The sequence below is a fragment of the Actinomadura flavalba DSM 45200 genome, from assembly GCF_000374305.1.
Classification (GTDB): Bacteria; Actinomycetota; Actinomycetes; order Streptosporangiales; family Streptosporangiaceae; genus Spirillospora; species Spirillospora flavalba.
Map to the genome: position 1 here is coordinate 194,226 of NZ_KB894095.1, position 17,535 is coordinate 211,760.

The following is a 17,535-nucleotide window of genomic DNA, read 5'->3' on the forward strand; positions in this document are numbered from 1 at the left end:
CCCACTCTGTCCTGGGGGGTCGAGATGGACGACGCACGTGCCGACGCGCCGGTGCTGGAGGCGGACCTGCTCGGGGTCCGCACCCGCCGGGGCTGGGTGTTCTCCGAGGTGTCGCTGCGGGCGCACCGCGGGCAGCTCGTCGCGGTCGCGGGGCCGGGCGGCAGCGGCCGCACCTCGCTGCTGCTGACGCTCGCCGGACGGATGCGCCCGAGCGCGGGCGCGCTCGCCGTCGACGGCGACGACGACCCGGCCGCCGTGCGCCGCCGCGTCGCCGTCGCCCGCGCGGGCGGCGCCGCCGCGCCCGAACCGTGGCTGCGCGTCCGGCAGCTCGTCGCCGAACGGCTGCGGACGGCGCCGGACGCGTCCCGCGAGACGTTCGAGGACGCCTGCGAGATCGTCGGCCTGTCCGCCGGCCCGGCGACGGTCGTGGAGTCGCTCCCCGCCGCCGACACCACCCGCCTCGCCCTCGCCCTGGCCCTGCTGGAGTCCCCCGCCGTCATCGTCCTCGACGACCTGGACTCCGGCGCCGGCCACGCCGCCCGCCAGTCCCTCTGGGACGCCGCCCGCCACGCCGCCGCCCACGGCCCGGTCATCGTCGCCGCCGCCGCCGATCCGGGCCCCGGCGACGTCCTGGTCACGCTCGGAGACCCGGCGTGAGGGCGCTGCGGCTGGGCGTGTACGAGCTTCTGCGGTTCCGGACGCCCTTGCAGCGGGCCGGGCTCGCGTTCCTGCTCGTGGTGCCGTTGATGTACGGCGCGATCTACCTCTGGTCCAACTGGGACCCCTACGCCCGGCTCGACCAGGTTCCGGTCGCGGTGGTGAACGAGGACCGGGCCGTGAACGTCGAGGGGCGGACGGTGGACGCCGGGGCGGACGTCGTGGCGCAGTTCCGGGCGAACCCGCTGCTCGGCTGGCGGTTCACCGGAGCCGGGGACGCGCGGGACGGGCTCCGCGACGGGCGCTACTACGCCGTCATCACGATTCCGTCCGACTTCAGCGCGAAGCTCACCAGCGGCGCGAACGGGACGCCCGAGCAGGCCGCGATGAGCATCCGGCTGGACGACGCGAACAACTACCTGGTCGGGGTGATGGCGCGGACCGTCCAGGCGGAGCTGGAGCGGCAGATCGCCGCCGCCGCCGTCGCCGCGTACTTCGAGACGGCCTTCGGTGAGCTGGCCGAGCTGCGCGGCGGGCTCGGGGACGCCGCGTCCGGCGCGGGCGAGCTGCGCGACGGCCTCGGCGCGGCCAAGCGGGGTTCCGCGAGCCTCGTCGAAGGGCTCGGCGCGGCCGAGGACGGGTCGGGGCGGCTCGTCACCGGCCTCGACCAGGCCAAGCGGGGCACGGGCGCGCTCGTCACCGGCGCCGAGCAGGCGCAGACGGGCGTCGGCGCGCTGGCGGACGGGCTCGGCGCGGCGCGGCGCGGGTCCGGCGAGCTAGTCGCGGGACTGGGGCGGGCCGGGCAGGGGTCGTCCGCGCTGGTCGCGGGCCTCACCGCCGCCGACACCGGCACCGCCGCGCTCGTCACCGGCCTGGATCGGCTCAAAGCGGGCACCGGCGCGCTCGCGCCTGGTGCGGCCGAGCTGTCGCGCGGGCTGAACCGGCTGTCGGCCGAGGCCGTCCCGCTGGCCGAGCGCGCCTCGGCGGCGCTGCCCGGCCTCGCGGGCACGGCCGCCGCGGCGGCGAACGACGCCACCGAGCTGACCGGCCTCGCCGCGTCCGTCTCCGCCCGCGTCGCCACGGCGGCGGCCGACGTCGACGCCTGGCTGCGCGACCTCGCCGCACGGCACCCCGACCTCGCCCGCGGCGCCCCCTATGCCCGCCTCCGCGCCGCCCTCGCCCGCCTCGACGGCACGGTCGCGCAGCGCGTCCGCGAACTGGCCGCCGCCCACCCCGCCGCCGAACGCGACCCCGGCCGCGCCGCCGCGCTCGACGCCGCGCAGGCCGCCGACGCCGCCCTGCTCAGCCGGTTGCGGCTGCTCGCCGCACGGCACCCCGCGCTGAACACCGACCCCGTCTTCGCGGGCGTCCTCGACCTGGCCGACGGCGCGGCCGCCGACACCCGCCGCATCGCGGACCTCGCCGCCGGAATCGACGGCCGCACCCGCCGCGTCGCGGCCGACGTCACCGCGTTCCGCGCCCAGGTCCCGGCGCTCCAGGCCCGTCTCGGTGACGCCGTCACCGGCCTGCGCGCCCTGGACGCGGGTGCCGCGCGGCTCGCCACCGGCGCCCGCCGAGTGGACGACGGCGCCGCCGCCGCGCTCACCGGCGCGACCGCGCTCCGGAGCGGCGGCACCCGGCTCCTCGACGGCGCCCGGCAACTCGACGCCGGGAACGCGCGGCTGCTGGACGGCGCGCGGAAACTCGACGCGGGCAACACGCGGCTCGCCGACGGCGCCGCCGACCTCGGCGCGGGCTCGGCCCGCCTGCTAGACGGCGCCCGCGCACTCGACTCCGGCAACGCGCGGCTCCTGGACGGCGCCCGGCAACTCGACGCGGGCAACACGCGGCTCCTCGACGGCGCCCGGACGCTCGACTCGGGCAACGCCAAGCTCCGCGACGGCGCCGCCGAACTCGCGTCCGGGCTGGACTCGGCCGTCGGCCAGATCCCGTCCCTGGCCACCGACGACCAGGCCGCGACCGCCGAACGGCTCGCCAACCCCGTGCACGTCGCCACGTCCAACGCGCACCCTGCCGGTCCCTACGGACGCGGCCTCGCCCCGTTCTTCATCGCGATCGCGCTCTGGGTGTTCGGGATCGTCGCCTTCCTGATGCTGCGTCCCGTCTCGGGGCGGTTGCTGGCGAGCCGCGCCCCCTCGGTCACGGTGGCGTTCGCGGCGTGGCTGCCGGTCGCGTTCCTCGGCGTCTGCGCCGCGCTGCTGCTGTTCACCGTGCTGACCGCCGGGCTCGGGCTCGACGCCGTCCACACCCTCGGGACGATCGGCGTCATGACGCTCGGCGTGCTGACGTTCAGCTCCCTCGTCCACCTGCTGCGGCTCGCGTTCGGCGCCGCCGGCGACGCCGTCGCGCTCGTGCTGCTCATGGTGCAGCTCGTGTCGTGCGGCGGCCTGTATCCGGTGGAGACGCTGCCGCAGCCGTTCCGGTTCGTCCACGACGTCGTGCCCATGACGTACTTCGTCGAGGCGATGCGCGCGATGATCTCCGGCGGGCAGATCCCGCGCGTGCTGCGCGACGTCGGCGTCCTCGCCGGGTTCCTCACCGCCGCGCTCTGCCTGGTCGTGTTCACCGTCCACCGGCAACGGCAGTGGACCCTCGCCCGGCTGAAACCGGAACTGGAACTGTGACCGCTCAGCCCTGCGCGGTGCTGGTCTCCCGGTCGTACTCGACGGGCGGCGGCGTCTGCTGCGGCTCGACCCGCTCCAGGTAGGAGCGGCCCGCCTCGGGCGGCGTGTCGCCGTACAGCTCCGACACCGTCACCGGCGTGAACCCCTTGCGCTTGAGGCCCGCCACGACCTCCGGCACCGCCTTCACCGTCGACTCGTGGATGTCGTGGAACAGCACGATGCCGCCCTTGCGCGGCTCCCCCACGCCCGACTTGCGCACCCGCGAGACGTTGCGGTGCCGCCAGTCGAGCGTGTCGACGCTCCACAGGATCTCCGGCAGCGCGACGGCCTTGGCGACGCGCTTGTCCGTCGCCCCGTACGGCGGGCGGAACAGCGTCGGCGTCACGCCCGACGCGCGCCTGATCGCGTCCTGCGTCCGCTGGACCTGGCTCTTCACCGCCGACGTGGACAGGTTCGTCAGCATCGGGTGCGACCACGAGTGGTTGGCCAGCTCGTGCCCCTCCAGCGCCATCCGGCGGACCGTCTGCGGGAACTCCCCGACGTTCTGGCCGAGCATGAAGAACGTCGCGCGGGCGCCCGCGCGGCGCAGGTCGTCCAGGAGGCCCTCGGTGTAGGGGCCGGGGCCGTCGTCGAAGGTGAGCGCGACGCACTTCTCCTTCGCGCAGTCGATCCGGCGCGGCGGAGGCGGCGTCGGGCTCGGCGTCGGCGTGGGGGCCGCCGGGGCCTGGCCCTGGACGGCGCGTGTCTCGGCCGTCCGTTCGGCGCCGCATGACGTCGCCGTCAGCGTGCCCGCCAGCACGGCCGCACCGATCCACGCCGTTCCCGTGGTGCCTCGCATCGCGCCTCCCCGATCTCGCGTTCGGCGCACGACCCCCGTCCTGGCACAAGTCCGGCCGTACCCCCTACAAGATCACTTCCCGGTATTCCGGACGTGCGCCCCAAACGGCAGCCCACAGAGGGCAAAACTCCCGGAAACCGAACGCGCGCCTCCCCGCGCCCGGAGTCCGGGTGCGGGAAGGCGCGCGTGCCGAGGGTCAGCGCAGGGGCCAGTCCGGGACCTGCGGCGGCAGGTCCTTCGAGACGCTCATCGGGAACTCCGCCGGGCGCTTCTCCAGGAACGACGTGACGCCCTCCGCCGCGTCCGGCGCGGCGCCGAGCGCCGCCATCAGCCGGGAGTCGGCGGCGTGCGCGTCCCACGGCGACGACGCCGACAGCCCCGACCACATCAGCCGGCGGATCGCCGCGACCGACACCGCCGAGGTGTTGTCGGCGATCTCACGCGCCAGCGCGTAAGCGGCGGGCAGCAGCTCGTCCGGCGCGTACACGCGCGACACCAGACCGCCCCGCAGCGCCTCCTGCGCGTCGAACACGCGGCCCGTCGCCGCCCACTCCATCGCCTGCGCGATCCCCACCAGGCGCGGCAGGAACCACGACGACGCCGCCTCGGTCACGATGCCGCGCCGCGCGAACACGAAGCCGAACTTGGCCTTCTCGCTCGCCAGCCGCACGTCCATCGGCAGCGTCATCGTCACGCCGACGCCCACCGCCGCGCCGTTGAACGCCCCGATCACCGGCTTGAGGCAGCGCGCGATGCGCAGCGCGACCGTGCCGCCGCCGTCGCGCGGGGTGCCGTCCTCCAGGACGTCGTCACCGGCGAACATGTCGCGGGTCTTGTCCTGGTTGAACGTGTCGCCGCCCGCCTGGAGGTCCGCGCCCGCGCAGAACGCCCGCCCGGCGCCCGTCACCACGACGACGCGGACGGCGTCGTCCGCGTCGATCCGGTCGAAGGCGTCGAGCGTCTCGGCGCGCATCGTCTCGGTGTAGGCGTTCATGCGGTCGGGACGGTTCAGGGTGAGGGTGGCGATCCCGTCCTGGACGTCGTAGGCGATCTGGGTGTACGGCATGCGGCCCCTTCCGGCGGATTTAGAACCTGATTCTAGGTCGCCGCGTCCGGGAACAGCCGCGCGAGGACGTCGCGGCGCCACGCGTCCGCCGGGACCGGCTCCGGCGGCACCACGGCCAGCGTCCCCTCCTTCTCCGGCACGAGCCGGACCGTCACGCCCTCGCCCAGGTCGAGCGCCACCGGCAGCACCGGGCCCTGCGCCGCCAGCCGCTGCGCGACCGCGCCCAGCACCCGCGCCCAGCCCTGCCCCAGATACGGCGGCAGGCCCGTCGTCCGGACCTCCGGCAACCCCCGTTCCGCCAGCCCCCGCGTGCGCAACTCCAGGCCCCCCGGCCGTTCCGCCCCCACGATCCGGACCTCGCCTCGCACGTCGCACTCCCTCGATGTCGGCTCCCGGAACGTTCCGTGACTCGCGTCACCCGGGATCGGTGTCTTCCCGCATCATTCCGGTAGTGCCGGTAAATTACGACAGTGCATTGGGCCGTGACGACGTATGACTCAGCCTTCGGGTATGTCTCCGCGCACGGCGCGCCACTGGTCGATCTCCTCGATCCCCAGCCGGGCGAGAAGATCATCGACCTCGGCTGCGGGACCGGCGCGTTCAGCGCCGAGATCGCCGAGCGGGGCGCCGAGGTGCTGGGCATCGACGGCTCCCCCGAGATGATCGCGCAGGCGACCGCGCTGCACCCCGGGCTGTCCTTCACCGTCGGCGACGCCCACGACTTCACCACCAGCGAGTCGTTCGACGCCGTCGCGTCCAACGCCGCCCTGCACTGGATGACCCGCGACCCCGACGCCGTCATCGCCCGCGTCCACGAGACCCTGCGCCCCGGCGGCCGGTTCGTCGGCGAACTCGGCGGCGCGGGCAACTGCGCCGAGCTGATCGTCGCGATGCAGACGGCGTGGCGCGTCTTCGGGCTCGGCGAACCCGAGCTGCCGTGGTACTTCCCGAGCCCCGCCGAGTACGCGTCCCGGCTGGAGGCGGCCGGGTTCACCGTCCGGCTGCTGGAGCACGCGGACCGTCCGTCGCGCATGGTCGAGGGGCCGGACGGCGCGGCCGACTGGGTGCGCGTGTACGCGCCCCGCGCCCTGGCCGACGTGCCGCCCGAACTCGTCGAACCGCTGCTGTCACGGATCAACGACCTCGCCGCTCCCGCCCTGCGCCGGGAATCGGGCTGGGTCGCCGACTACGTCCGGCTCCGGTTCGCGGCCGTGCGCAAGCCCGACGGGTCCACGCCCATGCCCGAGGGCCCGAACCTCTGAACCCATCCCCGGCCGCTTAGGGTTGGGGCATGTTGCGGCTGCACGGAGTCTCGGAACTGCCCGCGCGGACGCTGCGGATCGGCGTCGGGGCCGGGGCGGGGCCGCGCGCCGTGGTGGTCGCGGACGTGCTGCGGCGGGTCGCCGGGCGGTCCGGGCGGCGCGCGACGCTGTTCGCGACGGGCGACGTCCCGGCGCCTCCGGGCCGGTGGGACGACTACGGCGTCGCCCCGTTCTCGCGGCTCGACGCCGTCGCGGACGTGACCGTGGGCCCCACCGGCGACCTGCGCGTCACCGAGCCGTCCGGAGTGTTCCCACCGTCGCCGGGGCTGCGTCTCGCGCTGCTGGAGACGCACTACGCGGCGCCGCTCGACCTGGACGACGCCGTTCTCGCCGCCTCCGCCGACCGTCTCGCCCGCTGGCGCGCGCTCGTCGCCGACTGGGCCACCGCGCCCGGCCGTCCGCTCGACCGCGCGAGCGTCGCCACCGCCGAACGCGCGCTCGCCGCCGACCTGGACGTGCCCTCGGCCCTGCGCGTCCTGGACACCGTCGCCGCGTCGGACCTGCCGCCCGGCGCCCGGCTGGAGACCTGCGTCCACCTCGACCTGCTCTTCGGCCTCGACCTCGTCGCCGCCATCGGCACCTGACCGGCCCGGCGGCGGATCAGCCGTCCGGCTCCAGCACGCCCTCGGCCACCAGGGCCTCCACCGACGCGGCGAGCACGTACGCCGTCCCGCCGCCCGGCTGCTCGAACCACGGCACGGCCGTCCCCCGCAACGCCCACGCCGGTCGCGCCACCCGATACGCCTGATAGGGGCGGTTCTCCCAGTCGGGCGGCAACGACCGCTGCGGGAACGGTGTCCCCTTCGCGTAGACGACATTGCCCGACGGGTCGCCGTACCGGTCCACGACCGTGCCCACCGGCACCCGCACCGGCGCCGGATCACGGAACAACGTCAGCGGAGGCTCCCCCGGCAACGGCTCGATCACCGGCGGGCTCGGCTCGGACGGCCGACGCGCCGGAATCAGCAGCACGCGCCCCAGCAGGTGCGCCGCCGCGTCGTCGGGGGCCTCGAACCGCACGGGCTTCAGCCGCTCGCCGCCGACATCCTTGAACACCGCCCACCCGCCGTCCTCCCCGACCAGGCACCACGCCCCGTCGGCGGACTCCCCGATCCGGTAGGCGCCCGGGTCGACGCCGAAGTCCTCAAGACGCTGCCGCACCCGCTCCAGCCAGCGCCCCGCCCGCCCGGCGTCCTCCGCCGCTGTGCCGGTGTCCGACGGACCGGGCGCGGGATCGGCGGACCCCGGCGCCAAGCGGTCGGGCGCCTTCTCACCGGTGACGGCGGCCGTCGCGGCCTCGATCTCGTCGTCGCTCAGCGCGGGCACGCGGAAGCCCCGGCCGCGCACGTGCGCGACCAGCTCCGGCTCCGGCGGCACGCCGTGCTCGGCCAGGTAGTAGGCGACGGCGCCGGACCACACCCACACGCCGTCGGTGTGGAAGGTCAGCGGGACGCGGTCGGGGCGCGCGGCGTCCAGCAGGTCGGGCGCGGACGACCGCGCCGCCAGCACCACCGGGCAGCGCCGCAGATACTCCGCGAGGACCCCTGTCTCGTCCGGCGGGACCGGCGGACGCGTCACCGACGGGTTCTCCCCGTCGGGGCCGATGCCGTCGAACACGCGGGCCCGGCGCAGCGCGGGCCGCGGCGGCGGCACCTCGGCCGCGCGCCGGGACGCCTCGCCCGCGAGCTGCGTCATCCACTCCGGGATCTGCGCGGTGGGGAACCGCTCCAGCTCGCGCTGCACCTCATGCGCGGACGGCAGCGTGTTCCACGCCGGTTCACGGTCGTAGGTGTAGGAAGCGCGGCACCGCACGCTTGTCTCGTCGTACAGCACCTCGAAGTCGATCCGCGACCACGTCGACCCCTGGAACGCGTGCGTCCCCGCCCGCAGCCGGTCCAGCAACGCGGCGGCGGCGGGCGGCGGCGTCCAGTCGCAGCGGGTGCGGTCGGCGCGCGTGACCATCAGCGGCGGGAACTCCACGTGCCCGCCGGCCGCCTGGTAGTAGCCGAACACCTTCTGCCACAGCGGCGGCGCCTGATCGGCCACCAGCGTCGTGAACCGGTTCGACAGCAGGGCCATCTGCTCGGCTGGATCGAGTGGAACGGGCACGTCGTCCGCCGCGTACTCCGGCTCCCGCCCGTCCAACCGCTCCCGCAGCCACCTCGGCATCTTCGCCCCGTCCCGGGGCAGCACCACCTGATCCCGCCGCCAGTGCTCCACCGGCAACGGCGGCTCCCACCCCGGATCGTCGTCATAGTTGTAGACGACCCCGAACCGGTCGGGCTCGACGAAGAACACCAACGAGAACCACGTGCCCTGCTCCGACAGATACTGCGCCCGCCGCAACCGAAGCAACGCCTCGCTCAACTCCCCGGGCACCTCCGGCACCACCCACCGCTCACCGTCACCCCCCAGACAGGTCACCACAACGTCGCTGGTCGCCACCAAAGCCCGGCACCGCACATCAATCCGCCGCCACCCGACCGCCCCCACCCCCCGCACGACCGCGACGACACGCCCCTCCAACCCCGCGATCTCATCCGCGCGCCCGCCCACCGCCGCCTCCTCCATAGCTCCAACGAGGCAGGCTATCCACCCAAAACCCCCGCCCTCACGCCCCGCACCGACACAGCCCGATCAACGCCCCACCACCACCGCCCCGTTCCCCACCCACCACCAAGCCCAAGCCCGACCACCCACCCCGAACAACCTCGCACTCGACCACCAAGCCGACGCCACGGCTCGCACAGGAACCCTCAACCGACCGCGCAGCAAACCCCTCCGCCCAACAGCAAGCCACCACCGCCCCAACCTCACCGGCGCCGCAAACAAGGACTCCCCACCAGGAAGACACCTGACTCTCCAGCCAGACCCCCACACCCCTCCCCACCGACACAGATGATCACCGACCCCACCCCCACGCCCTGACCTGCACATCCATCCACCCAGAAATGACCACCCCTCCACCCCCCGATCCCGCACAAACCTTTCGGCAACGAACCACTTTTCCCCCAGCACCCGCATCTGTAAGCTTTCGCGCGTACTGACACCCCGTTGTCGACTGAGCGAGTCGAAGATGGCGCCACACCCCCGCCCCTACCACCCCTTGCGCACTGTCCTGTGCACCTCTCTCGTCACGCTCGCTCTGAGCGCGTGCGCTTCCGCACCCGCGACAGGCAGTTTCAGTCCTTCGGGCACCACGCGCACCGACACCACTCCCCTCGACTCCGACCAAGCAGGGCAGCCCACCGCCTCCTCCAAGGCGGAGATCGAGAAGAGCGCTCTCACGAGCTATCGCGCCTACCATGCGGCCGTGCAAACGGCCTACGAACGCAATGATGCGAGTGGACTTCCGAATGTGGCCATCGATCCAATCCTCCGCCGGGTGACGCGCGACGTCAACGAAACAACCGCCAAGGGCGTTGTATGGCGTTTCGTGAACGTCTTATCACCTCGCATCTACGCCCAATCACCGGACAGAACCACAATATTCATCGCGGATTGCCTACGCACACTTGCGGGCTATCGCTTCTCCCTGGCCACAGGCAAGCGGACGGCCAGCGCACCGGGTAAAGCGTACGTTTATCGGACTGCGGTTCATCTAGAATCCGGCAGATGGCTGGTCGCCGACGCGGTTCGAGATCGAGAATGCTGACCGCATTCGTTACACCGTTGAATGGCAAGTGATCTCGAGACAGAGGCACAGGATGACCCCCTTCAATCTTCCGCCGACGGCCGCCAGGGTCACACGCGGGATCGTTGCCGCTGCGACGGTCGCGGGAACCCTGACGGCTGCGACGTTGCCCGCCTTCGCCGACCCGTGCGTTCTGGGCCCAGATGGAAAGTTCCATTGCGCCGGTGGGAACGTGGGGGGCGGCGGAGGCGGCAACGGCGGCGGTGGTGGCGGCGGAGGAGGCGGTAACGGCGACGGCGGCTTCAACATTCCGCCCCTGCTTCCGGGAGACGAGGAGGAGCTCGGTCTCGGCGGCGATCCTGGGGGCGGCGGTGACGGAGGTGGTGGCCCAGCCCCTATCCCTACGCTCACTCTCGCGCAGATGGCAAGGGCCAACGCTCAACTCCCGACCCCGATCGTCCACACGGCGCCCGCGGGGAAGACCTACGTCGGCGTACGCACCAACCTCTGGGTTGACAACTACGTCGATGTCGGAACCGAGCCGATCACCGTCGGCCGTCAAACAATCAGGGCTTGGGCGACAGCTACAACCGTCACGTGGAAAATGGTCGAGAAGCAGTTCGATTGCGCCGGACCGGGATCTCGCAACAGCGCCGAGTGCAGTTACACGTACCAGCGGTCTTCAGCAAATCAACGCGGCGGGAAATATTACATCGTCGCAACGATAACCTGGACCTTCCGGTGGGAATGTCAAGGACTCGACTGCCAGTCCTCGGGCGACACGCTTCCGTCGATGACGCGAGACTCCGCTCCCACCCCGCTTCTGGTCGGCGAGATTCAGACGAACGCACGAGATTAAGCGATCATGCACACAAGAACCTTGAGTTTCTCGGTAGTCATGGCAGTCGTAGTTTCCTCGACGGGGGCGGGCTGTTCATCCGACGACGGGCAGGCGCCGCGGCCCACTCGGGCAGCGCCTTCTTCAGCGTCCCCGTCGGCACCGCCCCCCCAGTTCGATCTCAAGCAGGCCGAGAGCCGGCTTCTCGATGCGCGCGCGCTTGGTAGCGACTTGAAACTCACTCCGACCGTCGCGAGCGCAGCGGAGAACAACGGCGTCCCCCTCTGTTCCTTGAAGAGCCAGAAGCTCGAGGGCAACCCACGCTTCGTTACGCGACAGTTCACCAACCCGCACAAGGGCGCAAAAGAAGTCAAGTACGTCCAGGTGGTGGCCGTCTACCCAGATTCGGCGGCCGCCATGGCCGCGTTCGACGCACTAAAGAAGAGTGCCCACTCGTGCCCTCCACGCCGACACGTACCGGCCAAGAAAGTACGAGAGAATTTCACCAGGTACGCCCATGACGATACGTGGAAGGTCAGCGAGCCGACCGACCAGCGCTGGACGCGGCTCCAGGGGCAGGAGGTACAGAAGTACGCGGCCTCAGCAAGTCAGTATAATTGGCTACACTTGATTTACGATTTCGCAGTACGTGGAAATACGTTCTTGGCGATGCTGTACTGGGGACGAACCGAACCCAAGAAATCTCCACAGAAAATCATCGACCAAGCCCGATCCGCAGTAGAACTTCAGCTGAAGCAGTTCCAGTGACCAAGTAGAAGCTGCGCTCAGTTTCGCCAGCCGAGGCGACTACAACGAATTAGAACCACCCACGCGAGAGCATGCCTCGTCAACTCTTACGGCGCGAGGATCAAGTTTCACATGCGGACATACCAGCAGGTGGCTTGCAACCGTAGGCCATAATCGCCAGCCGCTGTAGCACCGGCGCCCGCTGGCCCTAGACATGCGCCGTCAATCACCGCGAAGTCGAACTGGTGCCCATATCGGAGATATCGGCACGTCAGCACGCAAGCGAGTATTGATGTGAGCTTGAGTTCATTGAAGCGGCGACTGGCCGGATGCCGTCCTCTGATCGGAGGCTATCCGGATTAGATGAGGGGGCGGGTGGCTAGGAGTAGGCCGTCTTCGTCGCTGTAGAGCCAGTCGCCGGGGGTTATGGTTGTGGTGCCGAGGGTTAGTTGGGGGTTTTTTTCGCCGGTGCCTTCTTTTGCGCTTTTGCGGGGGTTGGAGCCTAGGGCCTTGATGCCTAGGTTCAGGGTGCGGAGGGTTGCCACGTCGCGGACGGCGCCGTTGATGACGACGCCTGTCCAGCCGTTGGAGACGGCGGCGGCGGCGATCATGTCGCCCATGAGGGCCGAGGCCAGGGAGGCGCCGCCGTCGACTACGAGGACTTGGCCGTCGCCCGGGGAGTTCAGGGTCTTCTTCACGAGGCCGTTGTCGCGGTGGCAGCGGATCGTCACGACCTGGCCGGCGAAGGTGGTGCGGGCGCCGTACTGGGTGAACTGCGTTTCGCAACTGCGCAGTTCGGCGTCGAAGTCGTCGATGAGGTCGGCGGTCGCGAAGTCCATGGGGCAAGCGTACCGAGGGGTAACCGAGGCTGTCAGTTGCCCGGGGTCGGCGGGGAGCCCTCCCAGACGGTCACGTCCAGGGTCAGGGGTGATCCCGGCATCGGCCCTACGCCTTGGACGTTGACCAGGGCGACCAGGCCGGTGACGGACGTGACGCAGAACCGTGATCCCGGCGCCAGCCGGTCCACCTCCAGGTGCCGCTGGTACGGGAGGCGGCTCGTGCAGACCGCGAACGAGCCCGGTGCGGTGGGCGGCAGCAGCGTCACGCGGTTCGCGTACAGGACGCGGCCGATGTAGCGCAGGTCGGGCGGGTCGCCGTGGGACGGCGCGGGACGGGCCGGGTCGCCGCCGAACGCCAGCCCGTAGCCGTCGGGCAGGTTGATGTCCTGGTAGCGGCCGACCTCGTTGCCGCTCCCTCCGGGCGCCTCGGCGGGGGTGCTGCTGGACGGCGGTTCCGTGCTGGGGGCGGACGTCGCGGCGTCGGACGGGAGCTGGTCGTCGCCGCCGCCGCGCGACAGCATCACGACCACCAGGACGGCCGCGACGAGCAGCAGCCCGACCGCCACCGCGCAGATCGCCGCGATGATCCGCGCCGGTGACGCCTTCGGCTGGGCCGGGGGCGGCGGGAGGGGCGGCGGGACGGGCGGTCCGTCGAAGCCGGGTCCGCTGGTGGGCGGACCCATCGGGCGAGGCGGGTCGGCCGAGTAGGCGCCGAGCCGACGGGTGACGTCCTCGGGGAGCCAGCCGGTGAGGTCGTCGGGCAGGCCGAGTTCGGTGCGGATGTCGGCGGGGTCGGGGCGCTGGGACGGCTCCTTGCTCAGGCAGCGTTCGAGCAGCGGCAGGAGCGCGTCCGGGCAGCCGGACAGGTCGGGTTCCTCGTGCACGACGCGGTAGAGGACGGCGCTGGCGGCACCGTCGCCGAAGGGGGTGCGGCCGGTGGCGGCGAACGCGACGACGGACGCGAGCGCGAACACGTCCACGGCCGGGGTGGCGTCCTCGCCCCGGGCCTGTTCGGGCGCCATGAACTGCGGAGCGCCCGCGCGGATGCCGGACCCGGCCAGCGGGAGCGCGTCGGCGGCGCCGGCGAAGCCGAAGTCGAGCACGCGGGGGCCGTCGGGGGCGAGCAGGACGTTCGACGGTTTGAGGTCGCGGTGCACGACACCGGCGGCGTGCACGGCGGTGAGGGCCTCGGCTGCGGCGGCGAACAGCACCCGGACCGTCGGCTCGGGCAGCGGCCCCAGCGACACGACCATCTCCGCGAGGGACGGCCCGGCGACGTGCGCGGACGCGACCCACGGCGGTGCGGTGACGGTGTCGGCGTCCAGGACGGGCGCGACGAACCGTCCCCGGACGCGGCGGGCGTCGGCGACCGCCGCGCCGAGCAGCCGGACAAAGTCGGCGTCGGCGGCGAACTCGGGCCGTATGACCTTGACGGCGAGCTTGCCGCCGTCCGGCGCGACGGCGAGGTAGACACGGCCCATCTCGCCCACGCCGAGCCGGGCGAGGACGCGGTGCGCGCCGAGCGCCGGGGGATCGCCCGGAACGAGGGGCTCGAACACCGGGACCGGCGCTGGCATGGGGGCCTCCAAGGGGGTCGCCGCCCTGTTGTACCCGAGAGTGCGGGAATCTCGCCACGCGTGGCCCGCCGAAGGCGCGCGCGGGACGGCGGGCGCGGGGGCCTCCAGGGATGAGACGCACGGAACCGCCCGCTGGATCGCTGCCCGGCCGTCAAGAGGTGACCAAAGTCCGGCACCGAGTCCATGATCTGCGCGCACCGCCGGTTGACGCGCCCGTACGCTGATCTATGGGTGCTGTGCCCACCCTTCGGCGCGGGCATCCGCCCCCCTTCGCACCGGTGATCCCCGGTGTGCCACGCGATCCCGGCGACGGCGCCGGGCCGACCGTCCGAAGGAGTGCCGTGAGCGAACACACCCGAACCGAGCGGCTGCGGGAACTGTCCGAGGCGCACAGCGCGCACAACTACCACCCGCTGCCGATCGTGGTGGCGGAGGCGGACGGCGCGTTCGTGACCGACGTCGACGGACGCCGGTACCTGGACTTCCTCAGCGCCTACTCGGCCGTCAACTTCGGGCATCGCAACCCGCAGTTGACGGCGGCGGCGCGGCGGCAGCTCGACCGGGTCACTCTCGTCAGCCGCGCGTTCGACCACGACCAGTTCGGCCCGTTCGTGACGGAGCTGGCCGAGATGTGCGGCAAGGACATGGTGCTGCCGATGAACAGCGGCGCCGAGGCGGTGGAGACGGCGCTGAAGACGGCGCGCAAGTGGGGCTACGAGGTCAAGGGCGTCCCGGAGGACCAGGCCAACATCGTCGTGTTCGACGGCAACTTCCACGGACGCACCACGACGATCATCAGCTTCTCCAACGACCCCGTCGCGCACGACTCGTACGGGCCGTACACCCCCGGGTTCCGCACCGTCCCCTACGGCGACGCCGAGGCGCTGCGCGGCGCGATGGACGACGACACCGTCGCCGTGCTGATCGAGCCGATCCAGGGTGAGGCGGGCGTCATCGTGCCGCCGGAGGGGTACCTGCGCGCCGTCCGCGACCTGTGCTCCGCCAACGGCAGCCTGATGATCGCCGACGAGATCCAGTCGGGGCTCGGCCGCACCGGCGCGACGTTCGCGCTGGAGCACGAGCACGTCGTCCCGGACGTGTACCTGCTCGGCAAGGCGCTGGGCGGCGGCATCATGCCGGTGTCGGCCGTCGTGGCCGACCGTGACGTCCTCGGGGTCTTCAAGCCCGGGCAGCACGGTTCCACGTTCGGCGGCAACCCGCTCGCCTGCGCCATTGCCCGCGAGGTCATCGCGATCCTGAAGACCGGGGAGTACCAGGAGCGTTCCCGCGAGCTGGGAGCCCATCTGATGGAGCGCTTGAAGGACCTCGGTGGCGACCGTGTCCGGGAGGTTCGCGGCCGTGGCCTGTGGGCGGGCGTCGAGCTGACGGCCCCGGCGCGTCCGGTGAGCGAGCGGCTGATGGAGCTGGGCGTCCTCGCCAAGGAGACGCACGACTACACGATCCGCATCGCCCCTCCCCTGACCATCACCCGCGACGACCTCGACTGGGGCATCGACCAGTTCACGGCGGCTCTGAACGCCTGACGCAGGCGCCTCGACGCGCGGCGGCCGCGCGCGGTGCCCGGCGGCGAGACGCGGACGTGCGGCGTTCGCGTCCGGCCGTCCGGGCTCGGTCGGCCGACGTGGGCGTGCGCTCGGCGCACGTGAGGCGATGGGGCCGCCGAGGGGCCGGGGAGGGTCGCTGCGCGTCTCCGGGCGCCGTTCGGGCGTCGTGGTGCCTCCCGCGCGTGGACGACCGCACACCGCCGCAGCAGACGGCCGTGCCGGAGCAGGGCGAGACGGGTGGAGCGGCGGTGACGGACGTGCCACCGAGCCGATGGCTGTCGGCGCCCGGTCGGAGCGTGGTCGCGCCGCACGCCGGGAGGACGCCGCTTCGCAGGGGAGATCGCCTCGCGAACCGGGGTCGGGCGGCGACGGTCGCGACGCGGCCCGGGTGGGGCGCGGGAGGGCAGTTCGTCGGAGGGCCAGGCGGTGCAGGAGAGAGCGGAACGGGCTGCGCATGACGGGTTCCCTTCGTGGACCGCCCTCGGCTGGGACGGCCTCTCGATCGTGCTCTCGTTCGCTCCGCGGACGGGAAGCTTTTTCCGGCTGTGGATAACCCGGATGGGCGGGGCGCGGGCCGGAAGAGGCCGCAGGCAAGGCGGTCTCGCCGTCGGCGGCCTCGGGCGAGTACCGGGAGACCGTTCGAGACCGTCCGGATTGCCGGGTTGCGTGATCAGCGGGAGAGATCGGGCGACACGCACATATCGCTGGTCGTGAGTGGGTGCGGGGGCGGCGCGGAGAATGATCAGCATGCCGTCTGCCGCGTCGTCTCCACGGATCGCCGTCGTCGTCACCACCGCTGGGCGGGCGCGGCCGGTGGAGCGGCTGCTGGCGTCGCTGGCCGCGCAGACGCGGGCGCCCTCGGCGGTCGTCGTCGCTGATCAGGGGATGTCGCGCGAGGCGCGGGACGTCATCGAGGAGTACGCGGAGCGGCTGCCGGTGCGGGTCGTCGAGGTGACGGGCGGGGTCTCCGTCGCGCGGAACGCCGCCCTGCGGGCGCTCGGGGTGCTGCGCGGAGGTCAGCGGACGTCCGGGCTCGGCCTGCTGGAGACGTTGCTGTCCGGGACGGACGGGCGGGCTCAGGCCGAGGGTGCCCACGGCGGTGTGCTGACGCGGCCCAGTCCCCCGGGCACCGACGCGAGCGCCGACGTCGTCGTGTTCTGCGGGGAACGGGCCGTCTACGGGGACGACACGCTGGAACGCGCCGCCGCCGCGTTCGCGGGCGACGCCGACGTCGTCTGCGGCGGCGACGGGCCCGTGACGCAGCGGACCGTCTGGGCGCGGGCCGGGGCGGCGTGCTTCTACGGCACGGGGTTCCTGCGCGACGCCGACGGATTCGACGAGCGGCTCGGCGGGGGCGGCAGCACCCCCTGGCAGTCCGGCGCCGAGGCCGACCTGCTGCTCCGCGCGCTGCGCGGACGCCGCGTCGTCCGGCACGAGGCGGGCATCGACGTGCGCGAGCCGGCCGACAAGGCCGATCCGGCCCGCGAGCGGCATCTCGCGCGCGGCGCCGGACGCGTCTACCAGCGGCACTATCGCGGCTTCGACGGGTTCCGCGCCATCGTCGTGCCGCTCGGCGCCGCCGTCGGGTACGCGGCGCGGCGCCGCTGGCCGGACGCCCGGCGCCATCTGCACCGCGGCGTCGGGCACTTCGAGGGGCTGACCGGCGTGCTGCTGCCGCGCCCCCGCATCGGCGACTGAGCACGCGGCCGCACGCGACGGCGGTGCATCAGGCGTAGATTGGTACGTTCCGGCCGACCCGTGCCGGTGCGGGCGTCGCGGCGTCCCCCCACCTCACCGCGCAGGAGCA

General features: G+C 72.7%; 13 protein-coding genes. 7 read left to right on the forward strand and 6 right to left on the reverse strand.

The window, feature by feature from the left end; translation table 11 throughout:
- Positions 1–24: 24 nt before the first annotated feature.
- The gene (locus C229_RS30535) at positions 25–657 is read left to right on the forward strand and encodes an ATP-binding cassette domain-containing protein (protein WP_018655722.1); all 633 of its coding nucleotides are present in this window, start codon (positions 25–27) and stop codon (positions 655–657) included.
- Complete coding sequence (locus C229_RS0114115) at positions 654–3,302, forward strand: YhgE/Pip domain-containing protein (protein WP_018655723.1); 2,649 nt, start codon at positions 654–656, stop codon at positions 3,300–3,302. Before C229_RS30535 ends, C229_RS0114115 begins: the two co-directional genes overlap by 4 nt.
- A gap of 4 nt (positions 3,303–3,306) precedes the next feature.
- On the opposite strand, the gene C229_RS0114120 is transcribed toward C229_RS0114115, so the two are convergent.
- The 3 genes from C229_RS0114120 to C229_RS0114130 form a co-directional block, all read right to left on the reverse strand.
- Positions 3,307–4,140 carry a polysaccharide deacetylase family protein gene (locus tag C229_RS0114120; protein ID WP_018655724.1) on the reverse strand — a complete coding sequence of 278 codons (834 nt, stop codon included), beginning with the start codon at positions 4,138–4,140 and terminating at the stop codon, positions 3,307–3,309.
- 196 nt (positions 4,141–4,336) lie between these two features.
- The gene (locus C229_RS0114125) at positions 4,337–5,206 is read right to left on the reverse strand and encodes an enoyl-CoA hydratase-related protein (RefSeq protein ID WP_018655725.1); all 870 of its coding nucleotides are present in this window, start codon (positions 5,204–5,206) and stop codon (positions 4,337–4,339) included.
- A 32-nt stretch (positions 5,207–5,238) separates the two neighbouring features.
- Entirely contained in the window at positions 5,239–5,574 is a 336-nt protein-coding gene (locus C229_RS0114130) for a hypothetical protein (protein WP_018655726.1), read from the reverse strand.
- A gap of 114 nt (positions 5,575–5,688) precedes the next feature.
- On the opposite strand from C229_RS0114130, the gene C229_RS0114135 reads away from it, so the two are divergent.
- Together C229_RS0114135 and C229_RS32880 are read left to right on the forward strand one after the other, a co-directional pair.
- On the forward strand, positions 5,689–6,468 hold the full coding sequence (locus C229_RS0114135) for a class I SAM-dependent methyltransferase (RefSeq protein ID WP_018655727.1): 780 nt from the start codon (positions 5,689–5,691) through the stop codon (positions 6,466–6,468).
- 29 nt (positions 6,469–6,497) lie between these two features.
- Positions 6,498–7,112 carry a hypothetical protein gene (locus C229_RS32880; RefSeq protein ID WP_018655728.1) on the forward strand — a complete coding sequence of 205 codons (615 nt, stop codon included), beginning with the start codon at positions 6,498–6,500 and terminating at the stop codon, positions 7,110–7,112.
- A 16-nt stretch (positions 7,113–7,128) separates the two neighbouring features.
- Here the strand turns inward: C229_RS32880 and C229_RS0114145 are convergent, their stop codons facing one another.
- A complete protein-coding gene (locus tag C229_RS0114145; protein WP_240487257.1) occupies positions 7,129–8,952 on the reverse strand; it encodes a TNT domain-containing protein in 1,824 nt (607 codons plus the stop codon).
- A gap of 2,339 nt (positions 8,953–11,291) precedes the next feature.
- Here C229_RS0114145 and C229_RS34255 point away from each other — a divergent pair.
- Positions 11,292–11,768 (forward strand): hypothetical protein, encoded by a 477-nt coding sequence (locus C229_RS34255; protein ID WP_155884832.1) that lies wholly within the window; start codon positions 11,292–11,294, stop codon positions 11,766–11,768.
- 338 nt (positions 11,769–12,106) lie between these two features.
- On the opposite strand, the gene rraA is transcribed toward C229_RS34255, so the two are convergent.
- Positions 12,107–12,586 carry a ribonuclease E activity regulator RraA gene (gene rraA / locus C229_RS0114150; protein WP_018655730.1) on the reverse strand — a complete coding sequence of 160 codons (480 nt, stop codon included), beginning with the start codon at positions 12,584–12,586 and terminating at the stop codon, positions 12,107–12,109.
- 32 nt (positions 12,587–12,618) lie between these two features.
- Positions 12,619–14,163, reverse strand: a complete 1,545-nt coding sequence (locus tag C229_RS0114155) for a serine/threonine-protein kinase (RefSeq protein ID WP_240487259.1) — start codon at positions 14,161–14,163, stop codon at positions 12,619–12,621.
- A 341-nt stretch (positions 14,164–14,504) separates the two neighbouring features.
- Here C229_RS0114155 and rocD point away from each other — a divergent pair, with 341 nt between their 5' ends.
- Complete coding sequence (gene rocD, locus C229_RS0114160; protein ID WP_018655732.1) at positions 14,505–15,707, forward strand: ornithine--oxo-acid transaminase; 1,203 nt, start codon at positions 14,505–14,507, stop codon at positions 15,705–15,707.
- Positions 15,708–16,475: 768 nt separating this feature from the next.
- Positions 16,476–17,426, forward strand: coding sequence for a glycosyltransferase family 2 protein (locus C229_RS0114165; RefSeq protein ID WP_033424352.1), 951 nt, complete (start codon positions 16,476–16,478; stop codon positions 17,424–17,426).
- Positions 17,427–17,535: the final 109 nt, after the last annotated feature.

Coding starts and splice junctions, on each gene's coding strand:
- C229_RS30535 (WP_018655722.1), top strand. CDS start 25: ATGGACGACGCACGTGCCGACGCGCCGGTGCTGGAGGCGGACCTGCTC.
- C229_RS0114120 (WP_018655724.1), bottom strand. CDS start 4,140: ATGCGAGGCACCACGGGAACGGCGTGGATCGGTGCGGCCGTGCTGGCG.
- C229_RS0114125 (WP_018655725.1), bottom strand. CDS start 5,206: ATGCCGTACACCCAGATCGCCTACGACGTCCAGGACGGGATCGCCACC.
- C229_RS32880 (WP_018655728.1), top strand. CDS start 6,498: ATGTTGCGGCTGCACGGAGTCTCGGAACTGCCCGCGCGGACGCTGCGG.
- rraA (WP_018655730.1), bottom strand. CDS start 12,586: ATGGACTTCGCGACCGCCGACCTCATCGACGACTTCGACGCCGAACTG.
- C229_RS0114155 (WP_240487259.1), bottom strand. CDS start 14,163: ATGCCAGCGCCGGTCCCGGTGTTCGAGCCCCTCGTTCCGGGCGATCCC.
- C229_RS0114165 (WP_033424352.1), top strand. CDS start 16,476: ATGCCGTCTGCCGCGTCGTCTCCACGGATCGCCGTCGTCGTCACCACC.